The organism is Bacillus seohaeanensis (assembly GCF_042684945.1).
Lineage (GTDB): Bacteria > Bacillota > Bacilli > Bacillales > Bacillaceae_B > Rossellomorea > Rossellomorea seohaeanensis.
Window position 1 is genome coordinate 168,587 of the sequence record NZ_JBHUMF010000002.1, and the last position, 20,798, is coordinate 189,384.

At 38.0% G+C, this 20,798-nt stretch carries 19 protein-coding genes, 1 other RNA gene and 1 pseudogene; 19 read left to right on the top strand and 2 right to left on the bottom strand.

Features of this window, described 5'->3' with window-relative positions:
• The first annotated feature begins 46 nt into the window (after positions 1–46).
• The 19 genes from ACFSUL_RS01400 to ACFSUL_RS01490 all read left to right on the top strand — a co-directional run bounded on the left by ACFSUL_RS01400 (position 47) and on the right by ACFSUL_RS01490 (position 18,870).
• Positions 47–556, top strand: coding sequence for a DUF4178 domain-containing protein (locus ACFSUL_RS01400; protein WP_377932000.1), 510 nt, complete (start codon positions 47–49; stop codon positions 554–556).
• Between the two features lie 23 nt (positions 557–579).
• On the top strand, positions 580–1,257 hold the full coding sequence (locus ACFSUL_RS01405) for a PspA/IM30 family protein (RefSeq protein WP_377932002.1): 678 nt from the start codon (positions 580–582) through the stop codon (positions 1,255–1,257).
• 60 nt (positions 1,258–1,317) lie between these two features.
• Positions 1,318–1,920 (top strand): DUF4247 domain-containing protein, encoded by a 603-nt coding sequence (locus tag ACFSUL_RS01410; protein ID WP_377932004.1) that lies wholly within the window; start codon positions 1,318–1,320, stop codon positions 1,918–1,920.
• 17 nt (positions 1,921–1,937) lie between these two features.
• Positions 1,938–2,333, top strand: a complete 396-nt coding sequence (locus ACFSUL_RS01415) for a DUF350 domain-containing protein (protein WP_377932006.1) — start codon at positions 1,938–1,940, stop codon at positions 2,331–2,333.
• A gap of 25 nt (positions 2,334–2,358) precedes the next feature.
• Positions 2,359–3,906, top strand: a complete 1,548-nt coding sequence (locus tag ACFSUL_RS01420; protein ID WP_377932008.1) for a polyamine aminopropyltransferase — start codon at positions 2,359–2,361, stop codon at positions 3,904–3,906.
• 482 nt (positions 3,907–4,388) lie between these two features.
• Positions 4,389–5,726 carry an RNA polymerase factor sigma-54 gene (gene rpoN, locus ACFSUL_RS01425; RefSeq protein ID WP_377932010.1) on the top strand — a complete coding sequence of 446 codons (1,338 nt, stop codon included), beginning with the start codon at positions 4,389–4,391 and terminating at the stop codon, positions 5,724–5,726.
• Between the two features lie 283 nt (positions 5,727–6,009).
• Positions 6,010–6,252 (top strand): glutaredoxin family protein, encoded by a 243-nt coding sequence (locus ACFSUL_RS01430; protein ID WP_377932012.1) that lies wholly within the window; start codon positions 6,010–6,012, stop codon positions 6,250–6,252.
• Between the two features lie 141 nt (positions 6,253–6,393).
• A complete protein-coding gene (locus tag ACFSUL_RS01435) occupies positions 6,394–7,416 on the top strand; it encodes a sugar-binding transcriptional regulator (protein WP_071410797.1) in 1,023 nt (340 codons plus the stop codon).
• A 53-nt stretch (positions 7,417–7,469) separates the two neighbouring features.
• The gene (gap, locus tag ACFSUL_RS01440; protein WP_377932014.1) at positions 7,470–8,477 is read left to right on the top strand and encodes a type I glyceraldehyde-3-phosphate dehydrogenase; all 1,008 of its coding nucleotides are present in this window, start codon (positions 7,470–7,472) and stop codon (positions 8,475–8,477) included.
• A gap of 158 nt (positions 8,478–8,635) precedes the next feature.
• A complete protein-coding gene (locus ACFSUL_RS01445; RefSeq protein WP_377932016.1) occupies positions 8,636–9,820 on the top strand; it encodes a phosphoglycerate kinase in 1,185 nt (394 codons plus the stop codon).
• A gap of 313 nt (positions 9,821–10,133) precedes the next feature.
• Entirely contained in the window at positions 10,134–10,892 is a 759-nt protein-coding gene (gene tpiA / locus ACFSUL_RS01450; RefSeq protein WP_071410800.1) for a triose-phosphate isomerase, read from the top strand.
• The gene (gene gpmI / locus ACFSUL_RS01455; RefSeq protein ID WP_377932018.1) at positions 10,885–12,420 is read left to right on the top strand and encodes a 2,3-bisphosphoglycerate-independent phosphoglycerate mutase; all 1,536 of its coding nucleotides are present in this window, start codon (positions 10,885–10,887) and stop codon (positions 12,418–12,420) included. Before tpiA ends, gpmI begins: the two co-directional genes overlap by 8 nt.
• A gap of 14 nt (positions 12,421–12,434) precedes the next feature.
• Positions 12,435–13,727: a phosphopyruvate hydratase gene (gene eno / locus ACFSUL_RS01460; RefSeq protein WP_377932020.1), complete on the top strand. Its 1,293-nt coding sequence runs from the start codon at positions 12,435–12,437 to the stop codon at positions 13,725–13,727.
• Positions 13,728–13,954: 227 nt separating this feature from the next.
• On the top strand, positions 13,955–14,182 hold the full coding sequence (secG, locus tag ACFSUL_RS01465) for a preprotein translocase subunit SecG (protein WP_071410803.1): 228 nt from the start codon (positions 13,955–13,957) through the stop codon (positions 14,180–14,182).
• A gap of 259 nt (positions 14,183–14,441) precedes the next feature.
• Positions 14,442–15,188 (top strand): alpha/beta hydrolase, encoded by a 747-nt coding sequence (locus ACFSUL_RS01470; RefSeq protein ID WP_377932023.1) that lies wholly within the window; start codon positions 14,442–14,444, stop codon positions 15,186–15,188.
• Positions 15,189–15,243: 55 nt separating this feature from the next.
• Positions 15,244–17,586, top strand: a complete 2,343-nt coding sequence (gene rnr, locus ACFSUL_RS01475) for a ribonuclease R (RefSeq protein WP_377932025.1) — start codon at positions 15,244–15,246, stop codon at positions 17,584–17,586.
• A 106-nt stretch (positions 17,587–17,692) separates the two neighbouring features.
• A complete protein-coding gene (smpB, locus tag ACFSUL_RS01480; protein ID WP_377932027.1) occupies positions 17,693–18,163 on the top strand; it encodes an SsrA-binding protein SmpB in 471 nt (156 codons plus the stop codon).
• A 152-nt stretch (positions 18,164–18,315) separates the two neighbouring features.
• Positions 18,316–18,678: a transfer-messenger RNA gene (gene ssrA, locus ACFSUL_RS01485) on the top strand.
• A 21-nt stretch (positions 18,679–18,699) separates the two neighbouring features.
• Positions 18,700–18,870, top strand: coding sequence for a hypothetical protein (locus ACFSUL_RS01490; protein WP_377932029.1), 171 nt, complete (start codon positions 18,700–18,702; stop codon positions 18,868–18,870).
• Positions 18,871–18,954: 84 nt separating this feature from the next.
• Here the strand turns inward: ACFSUL_RS01490 and ACFSUL_RS21355 are convergent.
• Positions 18,955–19,852 (bottom strand): annotated as a pseudogene (locus ACFSUL_RS21355) (DDE-type integrase/transposase/recombinase); the annotation flags it as partial.
• Complete coding sequence (locus tag ACFSUL_RS01495; RefSeq protein WP_377932031.1) at positions 19,849–20,325, bottom strand: hypothetical protein; 477 nt, start codon at positions 20,323–20,325, stop codon at positions 19,849–19,851. The pseudogene ACFSUL_RS21355 and the gene ACFSUL_RS01495, both read right to left, overlap by 4 nt.
• Between the last annotated feature and the right edge of the window lie 473 nt (positions 20,326–20,798).

Sequence of the window (20,798 nt, forward strand, 5' to 3'; positions counted from 1 at the left end):
TACGGTTACACGTACATAATATATGTGAGCAGAACGGAGGTGTTGTATGGGCTTTTTGAATAAACTATTTGGGAAAAAGGAAAAGCAGATTCCTGAAGTGAAAAAACGCGATGTCTTATCAATAGAGGTGGGGGATATTATTTCCTACGATCTCGAGGATTATCAAGTGGTAGGGAAATTAACGTATAACGACCATGGATTTGAGTGGATTGCTTACCAACTTCAAAGTCCAGCTAAGACGCTTTGGCTAAGTGCGGAAATGGATGATGAACTTTATTTAGGAGTCTATGAAAAAATAAAGTTGAAGCTTCAAGAGCCACTTCCGAAAAAGCTTCAACACGACGGAATCAATTTTACCTTAGACGAATCTGGTGTAGCGACTGTTCGTGGTGAAGGTCGAGGGAAAAATGTTAACAACATTCAGTGTAAGTACTATGATTATTGTGATGAGGAAGAGGAACAATTTCTATCTGTAGAGGTTTGGGGTTCAGAAATTGAAGTAAGCTATGGATATGAAATTGAAGAATATGAAATAAAAATTATTGCTGGTAAATAACTATTAATTAGGAGGAGATTTATTTGTTCCAATTTTTTAAACGAATGAAAACAGTGGTAGGTTCAGAATTAAATGCAATGCTTGATAAAGCAGAAGATCCGGTAAAAATGTTAGATCAGTTCATGCGTGAGATGGAAGCGGATATTCGTGATGCGGAGGCTGCTGTTGCAAAACAAATCGCTAACGAAAAAATGCTTCAGAAGAAATATGAAGATGCGGAGAAGATGGCAACGAAACGACAAGAACAAGCCGTTAAAGCACTGGAAGCAGAGAATGAGGATTTAGCACGCAGAGCATTAGAGGATAAAAAAACGTATCAATCCCAAGCGGATACATTACATGAATCCTATATTCGTGCAAAAGAAGATGCTGATACGCTTAGAACAAAGCTTGATGAAATGAAGAGCGAATACAACGAAATGAAACTGAAAAAAGATTCTCTCAAAGCAAGAGCAGAATCGGCAAAAACAAGAACAAAAATGAACCGTGCAATGTCTGGTATTGGTGGAGACCAGTCCAGAAAAGGATTTGAACGTATGGAAGAAAAGGTTTTACAATTCGAAGCGGAGGCAGAGACAAGTGATGATATGCGTTCTTCTAGTCGAAGCTTAGATGATGAGTTAGACGCTTTAGACAAAAAGAATAGTGTAGATGATGAGCTAGCGGCTTTGAAAAAGCAAATCGGAAAAGAAAAAGAATAAAGCAGGTGGGGCTGACTAATATTCAGTCCCGTTAGTTTTGAATGGAAAGTGGGTGAATAAATGAAAAAACGACTTCTCCCCCTTCTTCTCTCTGTCGTTCTATTGTTAGCAGCTTGTGGTTCGAATGCTGGGAGCGGTTCGCTATTTAAAGAAGGAATAGCAGAGTTTATTAATAATGAATATACCCTTTATGATACCGTTTCAAGTGCCTCGAATAGCTCTAATTTTTCTGAAATATACATAGCAGAGAACCAGTCAATTGAAGAAGTGGCATCGAATATAAGTAGTCATATGGAGCCAGTTGAAAAAAGCGAGGTGAAAGATGATAAGCAGGTTCTCGTGTATGACACCCTTTTTGTTATTTTGACAAAAGATAAGGAAGATAGTGCAAATACTACTATTGAAGTTGCTAATGACGAATTTGTTCGAAATAATTATAGTCCCAGCTTCTTTGATGGTTTGCTTTTACTTTGGGTATTGGATGAAGTATTAGATGTGGATGACTGGGGGAAAAAACAAAGATTAAAATGTCAGCGAAACCCTAATAATTGTTATGGTGGTTACGGGGCATCTGGTGGAAGCTTTAAAGGATTAAATAAAACACCAACTATTAGAGGCGGGTCTTCGTCAGTACGAGGTGGAGGACCGGGTTCAGGAAAATAGATGAAGGGAGTAAGAGAATGCAACCATTTTTATTAACACTTATGTATTTTGCATTATCTATTATTATTGTTGTTATTGGATTAGTCATTTTTGAATTGCTGACAAAAAAATATAAAGATTGGGATGAGGTTTTAAACGGGAATAATGCCGTTGCTCTCTCTATTAGTGGAAAAATTATTGGGATTTGTATTATCCTAGCTTTCTCTATTTATCATAGTTCAGAATTGGTGGATACCCTTATCTGGGGAGCGTTTGGTGTTGTTCTTCAAATGATTGCCTATTTAATTTTTGAACTCCTGACAAGAAAGTTTTCTGTCGAAGAGCAATTACTAAAAGGAAATATTTCAGTAGGGATCATTAGCTTTGCTGTGTCTGTTGGATTAGCTTTTGTAATAGGAGCATCCGTTACGTAAGGCGTTGAAGAAGGGAATCATAAACATGCAGGAACAAAAAATAAAGAAAACAAAGGCGATATATTGGGCATCAGGAATTGTATCAATCTGTGGCATCATATTTGAAGTGCTTTTTGGTGCAGCAGGATCTTATATTTTGGGAGATGGAGTAAAGCAGTATACGCTAACCATCTCCCTCTTTCTTACAGGAATGGGGATAGGAGCATCGATAAGCGAAAAGGTGACGAAGAATCTGATTCTCTCCTTTGTCTGGATTGAATATTTAATTGGCCTTTTAGGAGGACTATCCGTTTTTCTTCTCTTCGGAGTGACAGCATACATAGGAGAAGGAACAGATGCCTTGTTTTTATATTCTATTACCCTCTTAGTGGGAACGTTGACTGGGGTGGAGTTGCCAATATTGATTCGGAAAGCAAATGAAATTGGAGAAACATTAAACCGAAGTGCTGCAAGAGTTCTGTTTTCCGACTATGCAGGTGGGTTAATAGGTGGTCTTTTATTTGTGTATCTTTTACGCCCTGAACTAGGTTTAGTGAAATCAGCATTTGTTATCGCCATGATTAATGTCGCGGTTGCTTTATGGTTTCTTTTTTACTTTCGGGATGAAATAAAAAAAATTAAACGTCACGCTGCAGCAGGGATAACGATATTAGTCATTTTAGTAGCTGGGGTACTTGTTGGAGAAGAATTAGCTTTTTCATTAGAGCAAAAGCTGTATCGTGATCCAATTGTTCACTATGACCAAACAAAGTATCAACAGATTATTTTAACAAAAGAGCAAGGCGATTTGCGGTTATTTCTAGATGGACAGCTTCAGTTTAGTTCTACAGATGAATACCGATACCATGAGACGCTCGTTCATCCAGCGATGGCGATGTCTGATAAGAAACGGGATGTACTGATTCTCGGTGGTGGAGATGGATTGGCTGTTCGCGAATTGAAGCAATATGATGAAATAGAAACAATCACGCTTGTTGATTTAGATCCGGAAATGGTAGAACTGGCAAAGAATCATCATGATATTGTGGACCTCAATGATCATGCTTTTGATGATCCGCGAGTCAAGGCGATACATAAGGATGCGTTTGTTTTTTTAGAAAAGGCGGAAAAACTTTACGATGTTATTCTCGTCGATTTGCCTGACCCGAATAATGAATCATTGAATAAGCTTTATACGTTGGAGTTTTATCAACTAGTAAGAAACCACTTAAACCCTGGTGGAAGTGTGATGATCCAAGCGACAAGTCCAACATTTGCGACAGAAGTTTATTGGACAATTGATAACACAATTCGAGCAACAGGGTTAGAGACTACAAACTTACATGTGGATATTCCAAGCTTCGGTGACTGGGGATTCGTACTTGCAAAGCGAGAGCCTATCGAGTGGGGCGGGGTGCAACTTCCTCAAGGGACGAAATTTTTAGATGAAGAGACTCTTGCAAGCTTAAGAAGTTTTGGGAAAGATATTGATAGAAACATTAAGAAGGATGGAGAGAAGATTCCATTAGAGGTTAACACCTTAATGGATCCAATTTTAATTAAAAAATATAATGAAGCGTGGAAGCATTATTAAAGTGAGAGTTTGTGAGAAGTTACATTATTTTTAATGTGGCTTCTCCATTTTTATTTTACAGGGAGTCATCCATAACGAACGAGCGTTTTGCTAGTAGGAAGTGGTTGTCAATATACCGTAAAAAACGACCGTTGACAAAGTTTCCTACGTTCCACTAATATAGAAATAACGCTAAGGTCGATTTTGCAGTATTGCAGTTATGCTTCCACTAGGTAATAGAGATTCTGGTTCTTGAGTTGTAGCTCGGTAATTCCTACGTAGGTGCAAACTTCTTTTTATATCCTTTCTGCCTCTATCAGTTTTAATTCCTTTCTTTTTACATATATTTTCTAATAAAACAGTGATCGCTACCGTAAATTTCGACTTGCGATATGTAGAAATTGATGATCAGACATAAACTGTCGACATGGAATATCATTTCACTTAATTACCATTAACGACAAGTTCTATTTCGTGTAAAATGAAAAATAGGGAGGGAAATTATGATGAATTTAAAGGCTGGTTTATGGCAACAACAAAGTGTAAAACTGCAAATGACACAACAGCTTACTCAAGCCATTACACTTTTACAATATTCTTCCCAGGAATTAAATGCTTTCCTTGAAAATAAGGCGTTGGAAAATCCTCTTATTCAATTAGAAAGACCACAATTAGAGACGGTTGACTATAAAGAATATCAATCTCGTAAAACTAATAGAGGGACACAAGAAAGTCCGCTGGAATGGATAGAACAATTATCTGTCTCTAACGCAACATTGGCAGATCATCTCTTTGCACAACTAAATTTGAAATCGCTTTCTTATATGGAAAATAAGCCATTTGTTGATTTAATTTATAGTTTGGATGAAAATGGCTATCTTCATATTGATGAACCTTCCTTCTTGGCAAAGTATAATCTTCAACAAGAGGAGCTAGATTACTATATTCATACACTGCAGCAACTTGAACCAGTAGGAGTGGGGGCTAGAAACTTACAGGAATGTATTCTCCTACAGCTGGAAAAAGACAATGATGCCCCGACATTCGTTAACCAAGTCATTCGTGACCACTTTCAAGCATTTGCCGAGAAAAAATGGGCTCAGATTGCAAAGGAATTAGAAGTTGATATTAGTAGTATTCAGCAAGTGGCAGACTATATTCAGAAGTTCCACCCGCGTCCTGGGGCGTGTTACGCGAAGGAAAATCCTTCTTATATCATACCTGAGTTGATTGTAAGAACGAGCGCAGAGGGAATTGTTGTAACGCTCTTTGATGGAACAATCGTAAAAGTTCAGTATAATGAAGAATATGATCAGTTTTTTACAGGAAAAGCAGATCCGGACGTTCAGAAGTATTTACGTGAAAAACAGCAGGATTATAGTTGGGTTATTCAAAGCTTACAGCAAAGAAGTGAAACAATTTTAAAGGTAGGAAAGAAAATAGTTGAGAAACAACAACAATTTTTCTTAGGGGGACCTGAAAAGATACGTCCTCTTACATTGAAGCAAGTATCTGAGGAAGTTGGGTTACACGAGTCAACCGTTTCAAGAGCGGTTAGGGACAAGTATATGCAGACGCCCTTTGGGATATTTGAGATGAAGTACTTTTTTACAACTGCCGTGAAAACCTCAATGTTTTCTGAGGAAGAAGCTGTTTCTAGTACTCAAGTAAAAAAGGCGATTCAAAAATTAATCAAGGATGAAAATAAACAAAAGCCATTATCTGATCAGAAAATTGTGCAGCAGTTAAAAGAAAAAGGGTTTGATGTATCACGGCGGACCATTGCTAAATACCGTGATCAATTGAATATCCCTTCTTCGACGATGCGGAAACGATATTGACTATTTTTGAGTTTGAGCGGCTAGGGGGCAGTTTAGTTTTTATATTTAGTGTCTGCTGATTACTTGTGGGGGTCAGACCCCTGTAGACATGGTCACTTTGTTAATGTGTGTGTTGGTCATTATGCTTATCAATAGGGAAGGGGTCAGACCCCCTTTGCCTCTTTAAATGGTAACTTAATCGGGTCGCCACTATTTTTATATTGTCTAGTTCCAGCGGCTAGCTCACTATTTTCTTCGCGAGCTGATCAAGCCGCTTCCACTTTTATTGTGAAAAGGAGAAATCATGAAGAAAGTTTTTTTCTATACAAGGAATAAATGCCATTTATGTACCGAGGCGATGCAACTACTGAAATTGGTACAGGAAGATTGTCCTTTTGAGATAATTGAAAAGGATATTGAGGAAAGTGATGAGTTAACAGAGAAATTTGGATTAATGATTCCGGTCATTGAATTAGAAGGAGAAATCCTTCAATATGGACAAATTGACTTTTTCACTTTAAGCAAACGTTTACACGAAAAATGTTGAGTTATCATAGTTGAATCTTGTTTCATCACCTGTTAAAATGAACATTGAAAGCAGGGATGAATTTTTTTTGCATGTAGTGGGACATAATATGTCTATGTGGGACCTATTTTGACCACTTACATTTTAAAGGAGCTTTTACATATGGAGTCAATTATTGATATACAAAAGCGATTATTACCTGACCTGCTTGAAGTTATGCATAAGCGCCATTATATTCTTCGTTCTATTCGCTATATGCAGCCAGTTGGCCGTAGAAGCCTTGCCCAATCACTAGGATTAACAGAAAGGGTATTAAGGAGCGAAGTAGAATTCTTGAAAAATCAAGATCTCATTGAAATTAGAACATCCGGAATGAGTCTCACGGGTGATGGAATCATCCTGTTGGAAAGAGTCGGAAGTTTGATGAGAGAGATTTCGGGAATAAATGAAATGGAGCAAAAGTTAAAAAGTTTACTCAATCTTAATGAAATAGTTATTGTTTCAGGGAATAGCGATGACTCTCCTTGGGTAAAAGAAGAATTAGGAAGAGCAGCCGCTGCTAGTATGAAAAAACGATTAGCGGGGAAAAATATCATCGCTGTGACCGGCGGGACTACTATGACGGCAGTCGCAGAAATGCTTACTCCAGATTTTGCAAGTGATGAAACCCTATTTGTTCCAGCTAGAGGCGGGATTGGGGAAGATATGAAAAATCAGGCTAACACGATTTGTTCCACAATGGCTGAAAAAACGGGTGCTCGTCACCGGGTATTATATGTACCAGATCAAGTTAGCAAAGAGGTTTATAAATCGTTTTTAAAAGAGCCAATGATAAAAGAAGTGTTAAGTCTTATCACTTCTGCCAATATTGTCTTGCATGGAATTGGTGATGCGGTGACGATGGCGGAGCGTAGAAAAACGAGTGAAGCAGATTTTCAAAAAATCTTAAGTGAACATGCAGTTGGGGAAGCTTTTGGATACTACTTTAACGAGGAAGGCGAAGTTGTACATAAAGTTCCCACTATCGGTCTCCAGCTAGAAGATTTGAGTAAAGCAAACAATGTAATTGCCGTTGCAGGCGGAGGCTCAAAAGCAAAAGCAATACGAGCCTATATGAAAAGTGCTCCATCATCAACTGTATTAATTACAGACGAAGGAGCAGCGAGAGTGCTTTTAAAAGGGTAATTCCCTTTTGAAATATATAAACATCCTTAATTCCCTAAAGGAGGAAGTTATTCATGGCAACTAAAATTGGTATTAACGGATTTGGACGTATCGGACGTAATGTGTTCCGTGCAGCTTTAAACAATGAAAATGTAGAGGTAGTAGCGGTTAATGACTTAACAGATGCAAACATGCTTGCTCACCTTTTACAATATGATACTGTTCACGGTAAACTTGATCAAGAAGTTTCTGTAGACGGTGACTACCTTGTTGTAGGTAGTACAAAAGTGAAAGTATTAGCAGAACGTGACCCAGCTCAACTTGGTTGGGGAGATCTTGGTGTTGAAGTAGTAGTAGAATCTACTGGTCGCTTCACAAACCGTGCAGATGCAGCGAAACATTTAGATGCTGGTGCGAAAAAAGTTATCATTTCTGCTCCTGCTAAAGAAGAAGATATTACAGTCGTAATGGGTGTTAACGAAGATAAATATGATGCAGCTAGTCATCATGTACTTTCTAACGCTTCATGTACAACAAACTGTCTAGCTCCATTCGCAAAAGTACTTAACGATAAATTCGGTATCAAACGTGGTATGATGACAACTATTCATTCATACACAAATGATCAACAAATCTTAGATTTACCTCATAAAGATTATCGTCGTGCTCGTGCTGCGGCAGAAAACATTATTCCAACAACTACAGGTGCTGCTAAAGCAGTATCACTAGTTCTTCCTGAGCTAGAAGGTAAACTAAATGGTGGAGCAGTTCGTGTTCCAACTCCAAACGTTTCCCTTGTTGACTTAGTAGCAGAACTTGACAAAGATGTAACAGTTGAAGATGTAAATGCAGCATTTAAAGAAGCAGCAGAAGGAAGCTTAAACGGCGTTCTTGAATACAGTGAAGATCCATTAGTTTCTACTGACTACAACGGTAGCCCAGCTTCTTCTACTATCGATGCTTTATCTACGATGGTTATGGAAGGAAACATGGTTAAAGTTATCTCTTGGTATGACAACGAAAGTGGTTACTCTAACCGCGTTGTAGACCTTGTAGAATATATCGCTTCAAAAGGTCTTTAATTAAATAATGATTAACGTGGCATAATTATCTAGCTTGTATTGGATAAATTATGTCCCGCCATCTATAATATAAAGGGATGAAGGGGAGCGGGGAAGATTCCCCACTCCCCTTTTTCTAATTTTGAGATACAAGATTAATTAAAGGAGGCCTTTTGCAAATGAATAAAAAGACGATTAAAGACGTAGAGGTAAAAGGGCAACGCGTATTATGTCGTGTCGACTTTAACGTTCCTATGTCGGACGGAAAGATAACAGATGAAACTCGCATTCGTGCTGCCTTGCCTACTATTCAGTACTTAGTGGATCAGGGAGCAAAGGTCATCTTAGCGAGCCACCTAGGTCGTCCAAAAGGCCAAGTGGTGGAAGAACTACGTTTAACTCCAGTAGCTAAAAAATTAGGTGAAATCTTAAACAAAGATGTAAAAAAAGCCGATGAAGCATACGGAGAAAATGTTCAGCAAATAGTAAACGACATGTCAGAAGGTGACGTTCTCGTTCTTGAGAATGTTCGTTTCTATCCTGGTGAAACAAAAAATGACCCAGAGCTTGCTAAAGAATTAGCCTCTCTTGCAGATATTTACGTGAATGACGCGTTCGGTGCTGCTCACCGTGCACATGCATCTACTGAGGGTGTAGCGAAACATCTTCCTGCTGTTGCTGGTCTTTTAATGGAAAAAGAAATTGAGGTCTTAGGGAAAGCACTTTCTAATCCAGAGCGTCCTTTTACAGCTATTATCGGCGGTGCGAAGGTGAAAGATAAAATTGGTGTTATCGACAATCTATTAGAAAAAGTGGACAACCTTATTATTGGTGGCGGTTTAGCTTATACGTTCGTAAAAGCACAAGGCCATGAAATAGGGAAATCCCTTTTAGAAGAAGATAAGATTGATCTAGCAAAACAATTTATGAAAAAAGCAGAAGAAAAAGGCGTTAACTTCTACATGCCTGTTGATGTTGTTGTCGCTGATGACTTTTCAAATGATGCAAACACTCAAGTAGTATCAATTGACTCTATCCCAGCTGATTGGGAAGCGCTTGATATCGGTCCAAAAACAAGAGAGCAATTCCAAGATGTTATTAAAAATTCGAAGCTTGTTATTTGGAATGGGCCAATGGGTGTATTTGAATTAGAAGCATTTGCGAATGGAACAAAAGCCGTAGCAAATGCATTGGCTGATGCAACAGATACATATTCCGTCATCGGTGGCGGTGACTCTGCAGCAGCTGTTGAAAAGTTTGATTTAGCCGATAAAATGAGTCATATTTCAACTGGCGGAGGAGCTTCGTTAGAGTTTATGGAAGGAAAAGAACTTCCTGGCGTAGTTGCGCTAAACAACAAGTAACTCAAAAAGTGGAAGCGACTCGTCCAGAGGCGACAAGCATAAGACAGTTATCCCGGAAAGGCGCTCTTTGCCTTTTTGGGATGAATGGCTTATGACTCGAGCCTCTAGTCGCTGGAACTAGACAACTCAAAAAGTGGAAGCGGCTTGTTCAGAGGTGACAAGCATAAGGTAGTCATTGCGGAAAGGCGTTCTTTGCCTTATGGAGAAGTCGTCTTTTTTCTAGCGAGCTAGCCGCTGGAACCAGACAAACCGAAAAGTAGAAACGACTTTGAGCCTCTCAGCCGCTATAGCTAGACAAGAAAGGATGATTGACATGCGTAAACCAATTATTGCTGGTAACTGGAAAATGCAAAAAACAATGGCGGAAGCAAAAGCTTTTGCAGAAGAAGTGAACGGACTTGTTCCAAAAGCAGACACAGTAGATGCTGTTATTTGTGCTCCAGCTTTATTTTTAGAGCGTCTTGTAGAAATTACAAAAGACTACGATGTTGAAATCGGTGCTCAAAATATGCACTTTGAAGAAAGTGGTGCTTTTACTGGAGAAGTAAGTCCAGTGGCATTAGAAGACTTAGGCGTTAAATATGTAATCCTTGGACATTCTGAACGTCGTGAAATGTTCAATGAAACAGATGAATCTGTTAACAAAAAAACGTTAGCTGCATTCAAACATAACCTTACACCAATCGTTTGTGTTGGAGAAACATTAGAACAACGTGAAAACGAAGAAACAAAAGAGATTGTTGCGGGTCAAGTGAAAAAAGCTCTTGCTGGTTTAACAGAAGAACAAGTAAAACAAACAGTTATTGCGTATGAACCAATTTGGGCAATTGGAACAGGTAAATCTTCTACAGCAGCAGATGCAAATGAAGTTTGTTCACACATCCGCCAAGTAGTTGCTGGTGAATTTTCAAATGCAGCAGATGCGGTGCGAATCCAATACGGCGGAAGTGTAAAACCTGCCAACATTAAAGAATATATGGCTCAATCTGATATTGATGGTGCTCTTGTTGGTGGTGCAAGCTTAGAACCTCAATCTTTCTTGCAATTATTGGAGGCAGGTTCTAATGAGTAAAGCTCCTGTAGCACTCATCATCTTAGATGGATTAGGGTTGCGCAACGAAGAAAAAGGTAATGCAGTAACACATGCGAAAAAACCAAACTTTGATCGCTATTGGAATAGTTACCCTCATAATACCTTGACAGCTAGTGGTGAAGCTGTCGGGTTACCAGAAGGACAAATGGGTAACTCCGAAGTGGGACATTTAAATATCGGAGCAGGACGCGTTGTGTATCAAAGTTTAACCCGCGTAAACGTATCAATCCGTGAAGGGGAATTTGAACAAAACGTTACATTCCTTAATGCAATAAATTCAGCAAAAGAAAAGGGAACAAACCTTCATATTTTTGGCTTATTATCTGATGGAGGCGTACACAGTCATATTGAACACCTTTATTCCTTGCTTGGTTTAGCCGCAAAAGAAGGTGTGAAGAATGTCTATGTTCATGCATTTTTAGATGGACGGGATGTTGGACCACAGACGGCAAAAGAATATATTGCAAGTGCACAAAAGAAAATGGAGGAAACTGGTGTAGGGGAATTTGCAACTATTTCCGGTCGATACTACTCCATGGACCGTGATAAACGTTGGGATCGTGTAGAAAAATCCTATCGTGCAATGGTTTATGGTGAAGGACCGACATATCAGGATCCGATTGAACTTGTAAATGATTCTTATGCAAATGGAATTTACGATGAATTCGTGCTTCCATCCGTTATTACAAAAGAAAATGGGGAACCTGTAGCTACCATTAAGGACGATGACTCGGTTATTTTCTATAACTTCCGTCCTGATCGTGCTATCCAGATTTCGAATACATTTACAAATAAAGACTTCCGTGACTTCGATCGTGGCGAGAAGCATCCTAATAACCTTCACTTTGTTTGCTTAACGCATTTTAGTGAAACGGTTGATGGATTTGTAGCATTTAAGCCAGTTAACTTGGACAACACGCTTGGTGAAGTGTTATCTCAAAATGGTTTGAAACAGTTGCGAATAGCAGAAACAGAAAAATACCCACATGTCACTTTCTTTATGAGTGGCGGTAGGGAAGCAGAATTTCCTGGAGAAAAGAGAATTCTAATTGATTCTCCAAAAGTTGCAACATATGATTTAAAACCAGAAATGAGCGCATATGAAGTAACGGATGCTCTTATGAAGGAAATTCAAGACGATCAACAAGATGCGATTATCTTGAATTTTGCAAATCCTGATATGGTAGGACATTCTGGTATGTTAGAGCCTACTGTAAAAGCAATCGAAACAGTCGATGAATGCTTAGGAAAAATCGTCGACCTTATTATAGAAAAAGGTGGAGCAGCGATTATTACTGCTGACCATGGAAACGCTGATGAAGTTGTCACGTTAGAAGGAAGTCCTATGACAGCTCATACGACAAATCCAGTTCCTGTAATCGTAACGAAAAAAGGATTGGAACTTCGTGATGGCGGTATTCTTGGTGATTTAGCTCCAACAATGCTTGACTTATTAAATGTAAATCAGCCAACTGAAATGACTGGAAAATCATTAATTCAAAAATAAAGGAGAGATTTTTAATGCCATTTATTACAGATGTATATGCACGCGAAGTATTAGACTCACGTGGTAACCCAACAGTAGAAGTAGAAGTTTACACTCAATCAGGTGCTTTCGGACGCGCGCTTGTTCCATCAGGTGCTTCAACAGGTGAATATGAAGCAGTAGAACTTCGTGATGGAGATAAAGACCGTTACTTAGGTAAAGGTGTACAAAAAGCAGTAGAAAATGTAAACGGTGAAATTGCAGAAGAAATTATCGGTTACGATGTAACAGATCAAGTGGCAATTGACCAAGCAATGATCAAACTTGATGGAACAGAAAATAAAGGTAAATTTGGTGCGAATGCTATCCTTGGTGTTTCTATGGCTGTTGCACGTGCAGCTGCTGATTTCTTCGGCGTAGAATTATACCAATATCTTGGTGGATTTAATGCGAAGCAACTTCCAGTACCAATGATGAACATTCTAAACGGTGGAGAACATGCAGATAATAACGTAGACATTCAAGAATTCATGGTTATGCCTGTAGGTGCTTCTACTTTTAAAGAAGGACTTCGCATGGGAGCAGAAATCTTCCACAACTTAAAAGCAGTTCTTAAAGCAAAAGGCTATAACACAGCAGTTGGTGACGAAGGCGGTTTCGCACCAAACTTAAAATCAAATGAAGAAGCATTATCTACAATCATTGAAGCAATCGAAAAAGCCGGCTACAAACCAGGAGAAGAAGTTCTTCTTGCAATGGACGTTGCATCTTCTGAAATCTACAATAAAGAAGATGGAAAATATCATCTTTCAGGTGAAGGTGTTGTTCGTACTTCTGAAGAAATGGTTGACTGGTATGAAGAAATGGCTTCTAAATACCCAATCATCTCTATTGAAGATGGTCTAGATGAAAACGACTGGGAAGGTCATAAACTATTAACAGACCGCATAGGAAACAAAGTTCAATTAGTTGGTGACGACCTATTTGTTACAAATACAAATAAACTTGCTCAAGGTATCGAACAAGGTGTTGGTAACTCAATCTTAATCAAAGTAAACCAAATCGGTACACTTACAGAAACTTTTGATGCAATTGAAATGGCAAAACGTGCTGGCTACACAGCAGTTATCTCTCACCGTTCTGGTGAAACAGAAGATAGCACAATTGCTGACATCGCTGTTGCAACAAACGCTGGTCAAATCAAAACAGGTGCTCCATCTCGTACAGACCGCGTAGCAAAATACAATCAATTACTACGTATCGAAGATCAATTAGCTCACACAGCTCAATATCTTGGTGCGAAAACTTTCTATAACGTGAAACGATAAACTTTCGTTTCAATAGCGTTAGTAAAAGCAGAGTAAATTCTTAAGGGGATTTGCTCTGCTTTTTTGTTAATTTATATTTTGTCCAGGAGCTAAGATGCCAGGTCCAAAATGGCAACTTATCTAGGAGATAAAGGTCTCTGATACAGAATTAAGATAATTTTCTTGTCCATCTTAGACGACTATGGTAAACTGAAAATACTGTAATGTTCGTATCAGGAGGTGGGCTCGTGCACACGTTATTAGTCACTTTACTTGTTATTGTATCAATCGCACTTATCGTTCTTGTATTACTTCAATCTGGGAAAAGTGCTGGACTTTCAGGTGCCATCTCTGGTGGTGCGGAACAATTGTTCGGTAAGCAAAAAGCACGCGGAATTGATTTAGTACTTCATAGAGCTACAATTGTTGTATCTGTATTGTTCTTTCTTTTAACAATAGGTGTTATTATTCTATAAGATACTGAAACCTGATCTTTAATGGTCGGGTTTTTTTATTTTATTTTGTTTTTTTGCAGTTCGTGCCAGGAACAAATCTTTAGATTTGTTCCTGGCACAGAAAGTCCAACTTATTCCTGGCACAGAACAGTATAAAACAGTAATATAATACGAAATATTGGAATGTACGTTCATTCTTTGCTAAAAATAAATAGGTGAAGAAAATGATTAGTTAAACTTCGGAGATATACATAACCTAAAACTAAAGGAGTAGAAAAAAATGAAAACAGTTTTACCAAAACCATTTACCTTTGAAGCCGGCTCAAGAGCGGTGTTATTGTTGCATGGATTTACAGGGAATTCGTCAGATGTGCGAATGCTTGGGCGTTTTTTAGAAAAGAAAGGATACACCTCCCATGCACCACATTATAAAGGTCATGGTGTGCCCCCAGAGGAATTAGTACATACAGGCCCAGAGGATTGGTGGCAAGACGTGATAAATGGCTACGAACATTTGAAAAATAAGGGATATGAAGAGATAGCAGTTGCTGGACTTTCACTAGGTGGGGTATTTTCCCTCAAATTAGGTTACACTGTTCCTGTAAAGGGTATTGTCCCTATGTGTGCCCCAATGTATATAAAAAGTGAGGAAGTCATGTATAAGGGTGTAGTAGAGTACGCCCGTGAATTTAAAAAGTTTGAAGGAAAACCAGAAGATCAAATTGAAAAAGAAGTAGAAGAGTTTAAGAAAACTCCTATGAATACATTAGAAGCTCTTCAAGGACTGATTGCGGAAGTAAGAGAAAATGTTGATATGATTTATTCCCCGACATTTGTTGTTCAAGCACGAAATGACCACATGATTAATACAGATTCTGCAAATATTATATATAACGAAGTAGAGTCTGAGGAAAAAGACTTGAAATGGTATGAAAATTCAGGTCATGTTATTACGTTGGATAAAGAAAAAGAACAGCTTCATGAGGATGTTTATCAATTTTTAGAAAAACTAAATTGGACTGTTTAAATGATTTTAAGGCCTTAAAGGCTTGTCGTAGAAATAGAATTAGGAGGGATTATTCATGGACGAAAACATACAAGAGCATGTGGACAGGCTACTTTCTTATATGAAAGATGAAGCTTATAAACCATTAACTGTACAAGAACTTGAAGATGCTTTTGGGATTGAAGGATCTGAGAACTTCAAGGAATTTGTAAAGGCATTAGTTGTAATGGAGGAGAAGGGATTAGTCGTTCGGACACGCAGCAATCGTTATGGCTTGCCCGAAAAAATGAATTTAATAAGAGGGAAAGTTTCTGCCCATGCCAAAGGATTTGCTTTCGTGATTCCAGAAGAATCAGGCATGGATGATATATTTATCCCTCCAAATGAAACAAACAATGCAATGAATGGAGATACTGTATTAGTCCGAGTATCTTCTGAATCATCCGGTTCAAGAAGAGAAGGGACAGTTGTCCGTATTCTCAAGCGTGGTGTAGAAGAAATAGTTGGAACATACACGGAGAGTAAGCATTTTGGATTTGTGCTTCCAGATGATAAAAAGTTTGCAAGTGACATTTTCATTCCCAAATCTGCAAATATGGGCGCAGTGGAAGGCCATAAAGTAGTAGTGAAATTGACTTCTTATCCTGAAGGGCGTAAAAGTGCGGAAGGAGAGGTCACTCAAATTCTTGGTCATAAAAATGATCCTGGCGTAGATATTCTATCGGTAATCCATAAACACGGTATAACAGTAGACTTCCCTGATGAAGTGTTAGAACAGGCAAACCAGGTTCCGGATGAGATTGATGAGTCAGATTTAGTTAATCGTCGAGATTTGCGTGATCAAACAATCGTTACAATCGATGGTGCTGATGCAAAAGACCTTGATGACGCGGTGACTGTAACAAAGCTCGATAACGGAAACTATAAGCTTGGTGTACATATCGCGGATGTCAGCTACTATGTAAAAGAAGGATCACCGATTGATGAAGAGGCATTTGAAAGAGGAACAAGCGTTTATTTAGTAGACCGGGTTATTCCAATGATCCCACACCGTTTATCTAATGGGATTTGTTCCTTAAATCCGAAAGTTAATCGATTGACACTTTCTTGTGATATGGAAATCAATTCAGAAGGTCAAGTTGTCAAACATGAAATCTTCCAAAGTGTGATTAAAACAACGGAAAGAATGACGTATTCGGATGTAAATGGAATCTTAGTTGATAAAGATGAGGAGCTGCGCAATCGATATGAGCCGCTCGTTCCAATGTTTGAAGAGATGGAAGAGCTTGCTCAAATTTTAAGAACAAAGCGGATGAAACGTGGTGCAATCGACTTTGATTTTAAAGAAGCAAAAGTTATTGTCGATGAAGAAGGCAAACCTGTAGACGTTGCGATGAGAGAGCGTTCTGTAGCGGAAAAATTAATCGAAGAATTTATGTTGGTAGCAAATGAGACGGTTGCAGAGCATTTTCATTGGATGGATGTTCCGTTTATTTATCGTATTCATGAGGATCCAAAAGAAGACAAGTTACAACGCTTCTTTGAATTCATCACAAACTTTGGATTAGTTGTAAAAGGTACAGCAAATGCTGTGCATCCTAGAGCGCTTCAAGAAATTATTGAAGATGTACAAGGGAAGCCAGAAGAAATGGTTGTATCCACTATCATGCTTCGTTCGATGCAACAAGCAAAATATGACCCAGAAAGCTTAGGGCATTTTGGATTATCAACGGATTACTACACGCACTTTACATCGCCTATCCGTCGTTATCCTGATTCCATTGTTCACCGTTTAATACGTACGTATCTTATTGACGGTAAATTGGATGAATCAACAAGAGCAAAATGGGATGCACAAATGGATCATATTGCTGAACATACATCAAGCCGTGAAAGAAGAGCAGTGGACGCAGAAAGAGAAACAGACGAACTGAAAAAAGCGGAATATATGGAAGATAAGATTGGGGAAGAGTATGACGGGATTATTAGCTCTGTAACAAACTTCGGAATGTTTGTTGAACTGCCAAATACAATTGAGGGGCTTGTTCATGTTAGTTATATGACAGATGACTACTATCGTTATGATGAACGTCACCTTGCAATGATTGGGGAAAGAACCGGCAATGTTTTTAGAATTGGTGATGAAATCACAATAAGGGTAGTCAACGTCAACAAGGATGAACGTGCTATTGATTTTGAAATTGTTGGCATGAAAAATAACAACAGTGATCGACAAGACCGAATTCGTACAGTGAAAACGGGTGGAGTGGATCGCTCGCGTAAAAAGAATGATTCAAAAGGCAATGGTGGCAAAGAAGAATGGTCTACTCGACCACCGAGAAACAAAAAGAAGAAAAAGAATAACAAAAAGCATTTTGAAAATTCACCTGTCAGCAAACGGAGAACGAAAAAAAGATAATCTCGGAAGGAGCAAAGGATGTGACTTTGCTCCTTCGTCAATCTTCTGTATAATAAAGAAATAATCGAAAAAATTTCACTTGTAGATAGAAAAGGGGGAGTCCGGATTGCCAAAGGGAGCAGGCAAGCAAATTGCCCAAAATAAGAAAGCACGTCACGATTATTCCATTGAAGACACAATGGAAGCAGGGATTGTCCTAAAGGGGACAGAGATTAAAGCAATTCGTGGTGGCAGAGTTAACTTGAAAGATTCATTTGCTCGTATTCGTAATGGAGAGGTTTTTCTTCATAATATGCATATAAGCCCGTATGAACAAGGAAATATTCATAATCATGACCCATTACGGACGCGTAAGCTTCTTCTGCATAAAAGACAAATCAATAGACTTATTGGTGAAACAAAAGAAACAGGATACGCATTAGTTCCATTGAAGCTTTACTTAAAAGATGGTTTTGCAAAAGTTCTTCTCGGTCTTGGTAAAGGAAAGAAAAAATATGATAAGCGTGAAGACCTGAAGAGAAAAGAAGCAAACCGATCCATCCAACGTGAGCTTGCACATAGACAAAAAGGAATGTAGTATACCAAAAGTTTACAATTGCATTTTTCCGTAGGTTTGTTATAATAATAAGTGTCGCAGGGGAAACATAAGCGACAACATAGTGTATGAACTGACAATTGAATAGTTGACTTTAGCTCAACTTATTCTTCCCGTTCATCCCTTTTTATCATGGGGACGTTACGGATTCGACAGGGATAGTTCGAGCTTGGGTTGCGAGCCGAGGGGATCGTCCTCGTTAAAACGTCAACGCCAATAATAACTGGCAAATCAAACAATAACTTCGCTTTAGCAGCGTAAGCTAGCTTAGCGGTTCCTCCCTCCATCGCCCATGTGGTAGGGTAAGGGACTCACTCTTAGTGGGCTACGCCGGATTCCACCGTCTGAGGATGAAGGAAGAGAATAACCAGACTAGCTACTCCGACGCCTGTCGATAGGCATAGGGGTTAGCGAAAATGCAAATATATCGACTACGCTCGTAGACGCTTAAGTGGCGATATTTCTGGACGAGGGTTCGACTCCCTCCGTCTCCACCAAATACATATTTGGTGGTTTTTGTGTTTTACTACAACTTTTCCCGTGAATTAGAAAGTCTAGGAGTAAAAGGAATTCCACCAAGCTTATCAGATTTTAAAGAATTATCAGGTAGAATAGAGGTTTTAAGTAGTTTTGCCTACGGTTATAGTAATGGATTTATTGAGGGGGACTATCCAAACCAAGGTCATTAAGAGGTTATTTATCTTAAGTGCTCTTGCAATTTTCTCATAAGCGATTGGAGATAGGTGCCCATTTGCTAAGTGAATACATTTTTAGTTATAGAAACACATTCAATATATTTGATTATGCTCTTCTTTGCCTGTTTACGAGTTTGATAGTTTTCCTGAAAGATCGGCGCTTTCCTAATTAAACTAGGAAACGGTTCAGTACAGGCATCATTATAACAGTGTCTTTTCTACTCATACTTGTCATGATAGTATACTTTTTTAAAATAAAATATGCTTGTAATCTAATGATGCATACTGCGCTCCTCGGCTAGAAAGTGGGTCAGTTTTTTTGTTGTTGCCTTGCCATAGCTTGATTTAAGCCTGTTATGACAAGCACTTTCGTCATCCTGTGGCTCAATGCCAAATATATAGTTCTTTTGGAGTAAGCATAAGTTCAGTATTGTGCGCTAAATGCAGCCATCTTTGTTTTGCTAGCACATACGTAATGTCTCCTGCTCAGACTTTACCCGGCCTGTCAACCTTAAATTCTTGATTTAATAGATTAGGATAGACAAGGAATTTATGCTTAGAGTTGGTCATTGTTTTATATTTCTTAAATGTCTTGGAATATATTTGGTTCTCCTGCATTATACAATGTAATTTCTTTTGTTAAATCTTAGCTCCTTGCGCATTCAGCCATGTTGTAAATTTAGGACTAGCATACACTTGGCGTGATTAAACATAGCTTTTTTAAGATGGTATTTGCCTCTTCAAGGGTTTTAATGCGCTTTCCATCTCACGAACAGCTTTATCCTCAGGCTTTAAATAGCTAATCATCACAAAACTATTATCATGACTCTTCACGATATTTTATCACTCAATTGTGCAATGTCTGTTGTGAAATTTCTAACTCTCTGGTTACTTCTGTAGTTCTCTTTTTATCTTTCTCCACCAATTTTACCGCATATAGTTTATATTCCCTTGTCGTAATGTTTTTTGTCATCATATTGAAAACCTTAATTTAGTGTCTCCGCCATCTAGACTATTATCACCCTTATTCTCTAATGGTTCAGTACAGTTTTTAGATTTTTGTATAGCTGCATAAATGAATCCCCATGATTGCCGTATTTCTTTTGTGGTCACACCGATTCTTTTTGCCTGTTCTTCATAATCGTCCTTTATCACAAAGTCTTTTTGGATAAGGTTCATTACAAGAAAAACTAGTTTAAATGGAGTATTTTCCATTTTAGTACTCAATACCTTATAACATCCTGCACTTATTTTTTTGATTGCCCCGTATTGTTCTAAATAGTTGAGTCTTTTTGATACTGTTCTCGGTGATTTGTTAATCTTTTTAGCTAATTCATACTGTGAAATATAGGAAACACCATTAGGATACTCTGATTTTCCTATAATCTCCAAAAGTTGACCATACTCATAAATCATTCTATTTAAACCAATCATTATGTTTTTGTCCATAAAAAGTCTCCATTTCATATTATTATTAGAAAGAAATATAGAAGTTATTTATTTTATATGGGAATGAAATAGATATAAAGTTATGGGGAAATATATTTATTTTATCTTTATAGTATAGGCTAAGGTTGTTATTTCACAACTGAGTTTAAAAGGATTCTCCGCTTAAATTGCAAGTGAAAGTATAGGAATGATTCATATTTGGTTTAAATGCATATATTTATATGCTTTTAAGCATATATTAAACTTTTACTTGTCATTTCCCCTTGTTAAGTAGAATAAAAGGAATTCTAAAATATTTCCCCAATTGATGTCCGAATTAATAAAATTTAAATCATATTTATTTAAAAAATAAATGCATGTATAGTAGAAACTCATTTTTAAAATAATTTGTAGAATTAGAAAGAAGGATTTTTCAAAAAATAGATTTTTATTTTCTTATAGTACCGTATACGAATTTTTGATTTTGGAATAAT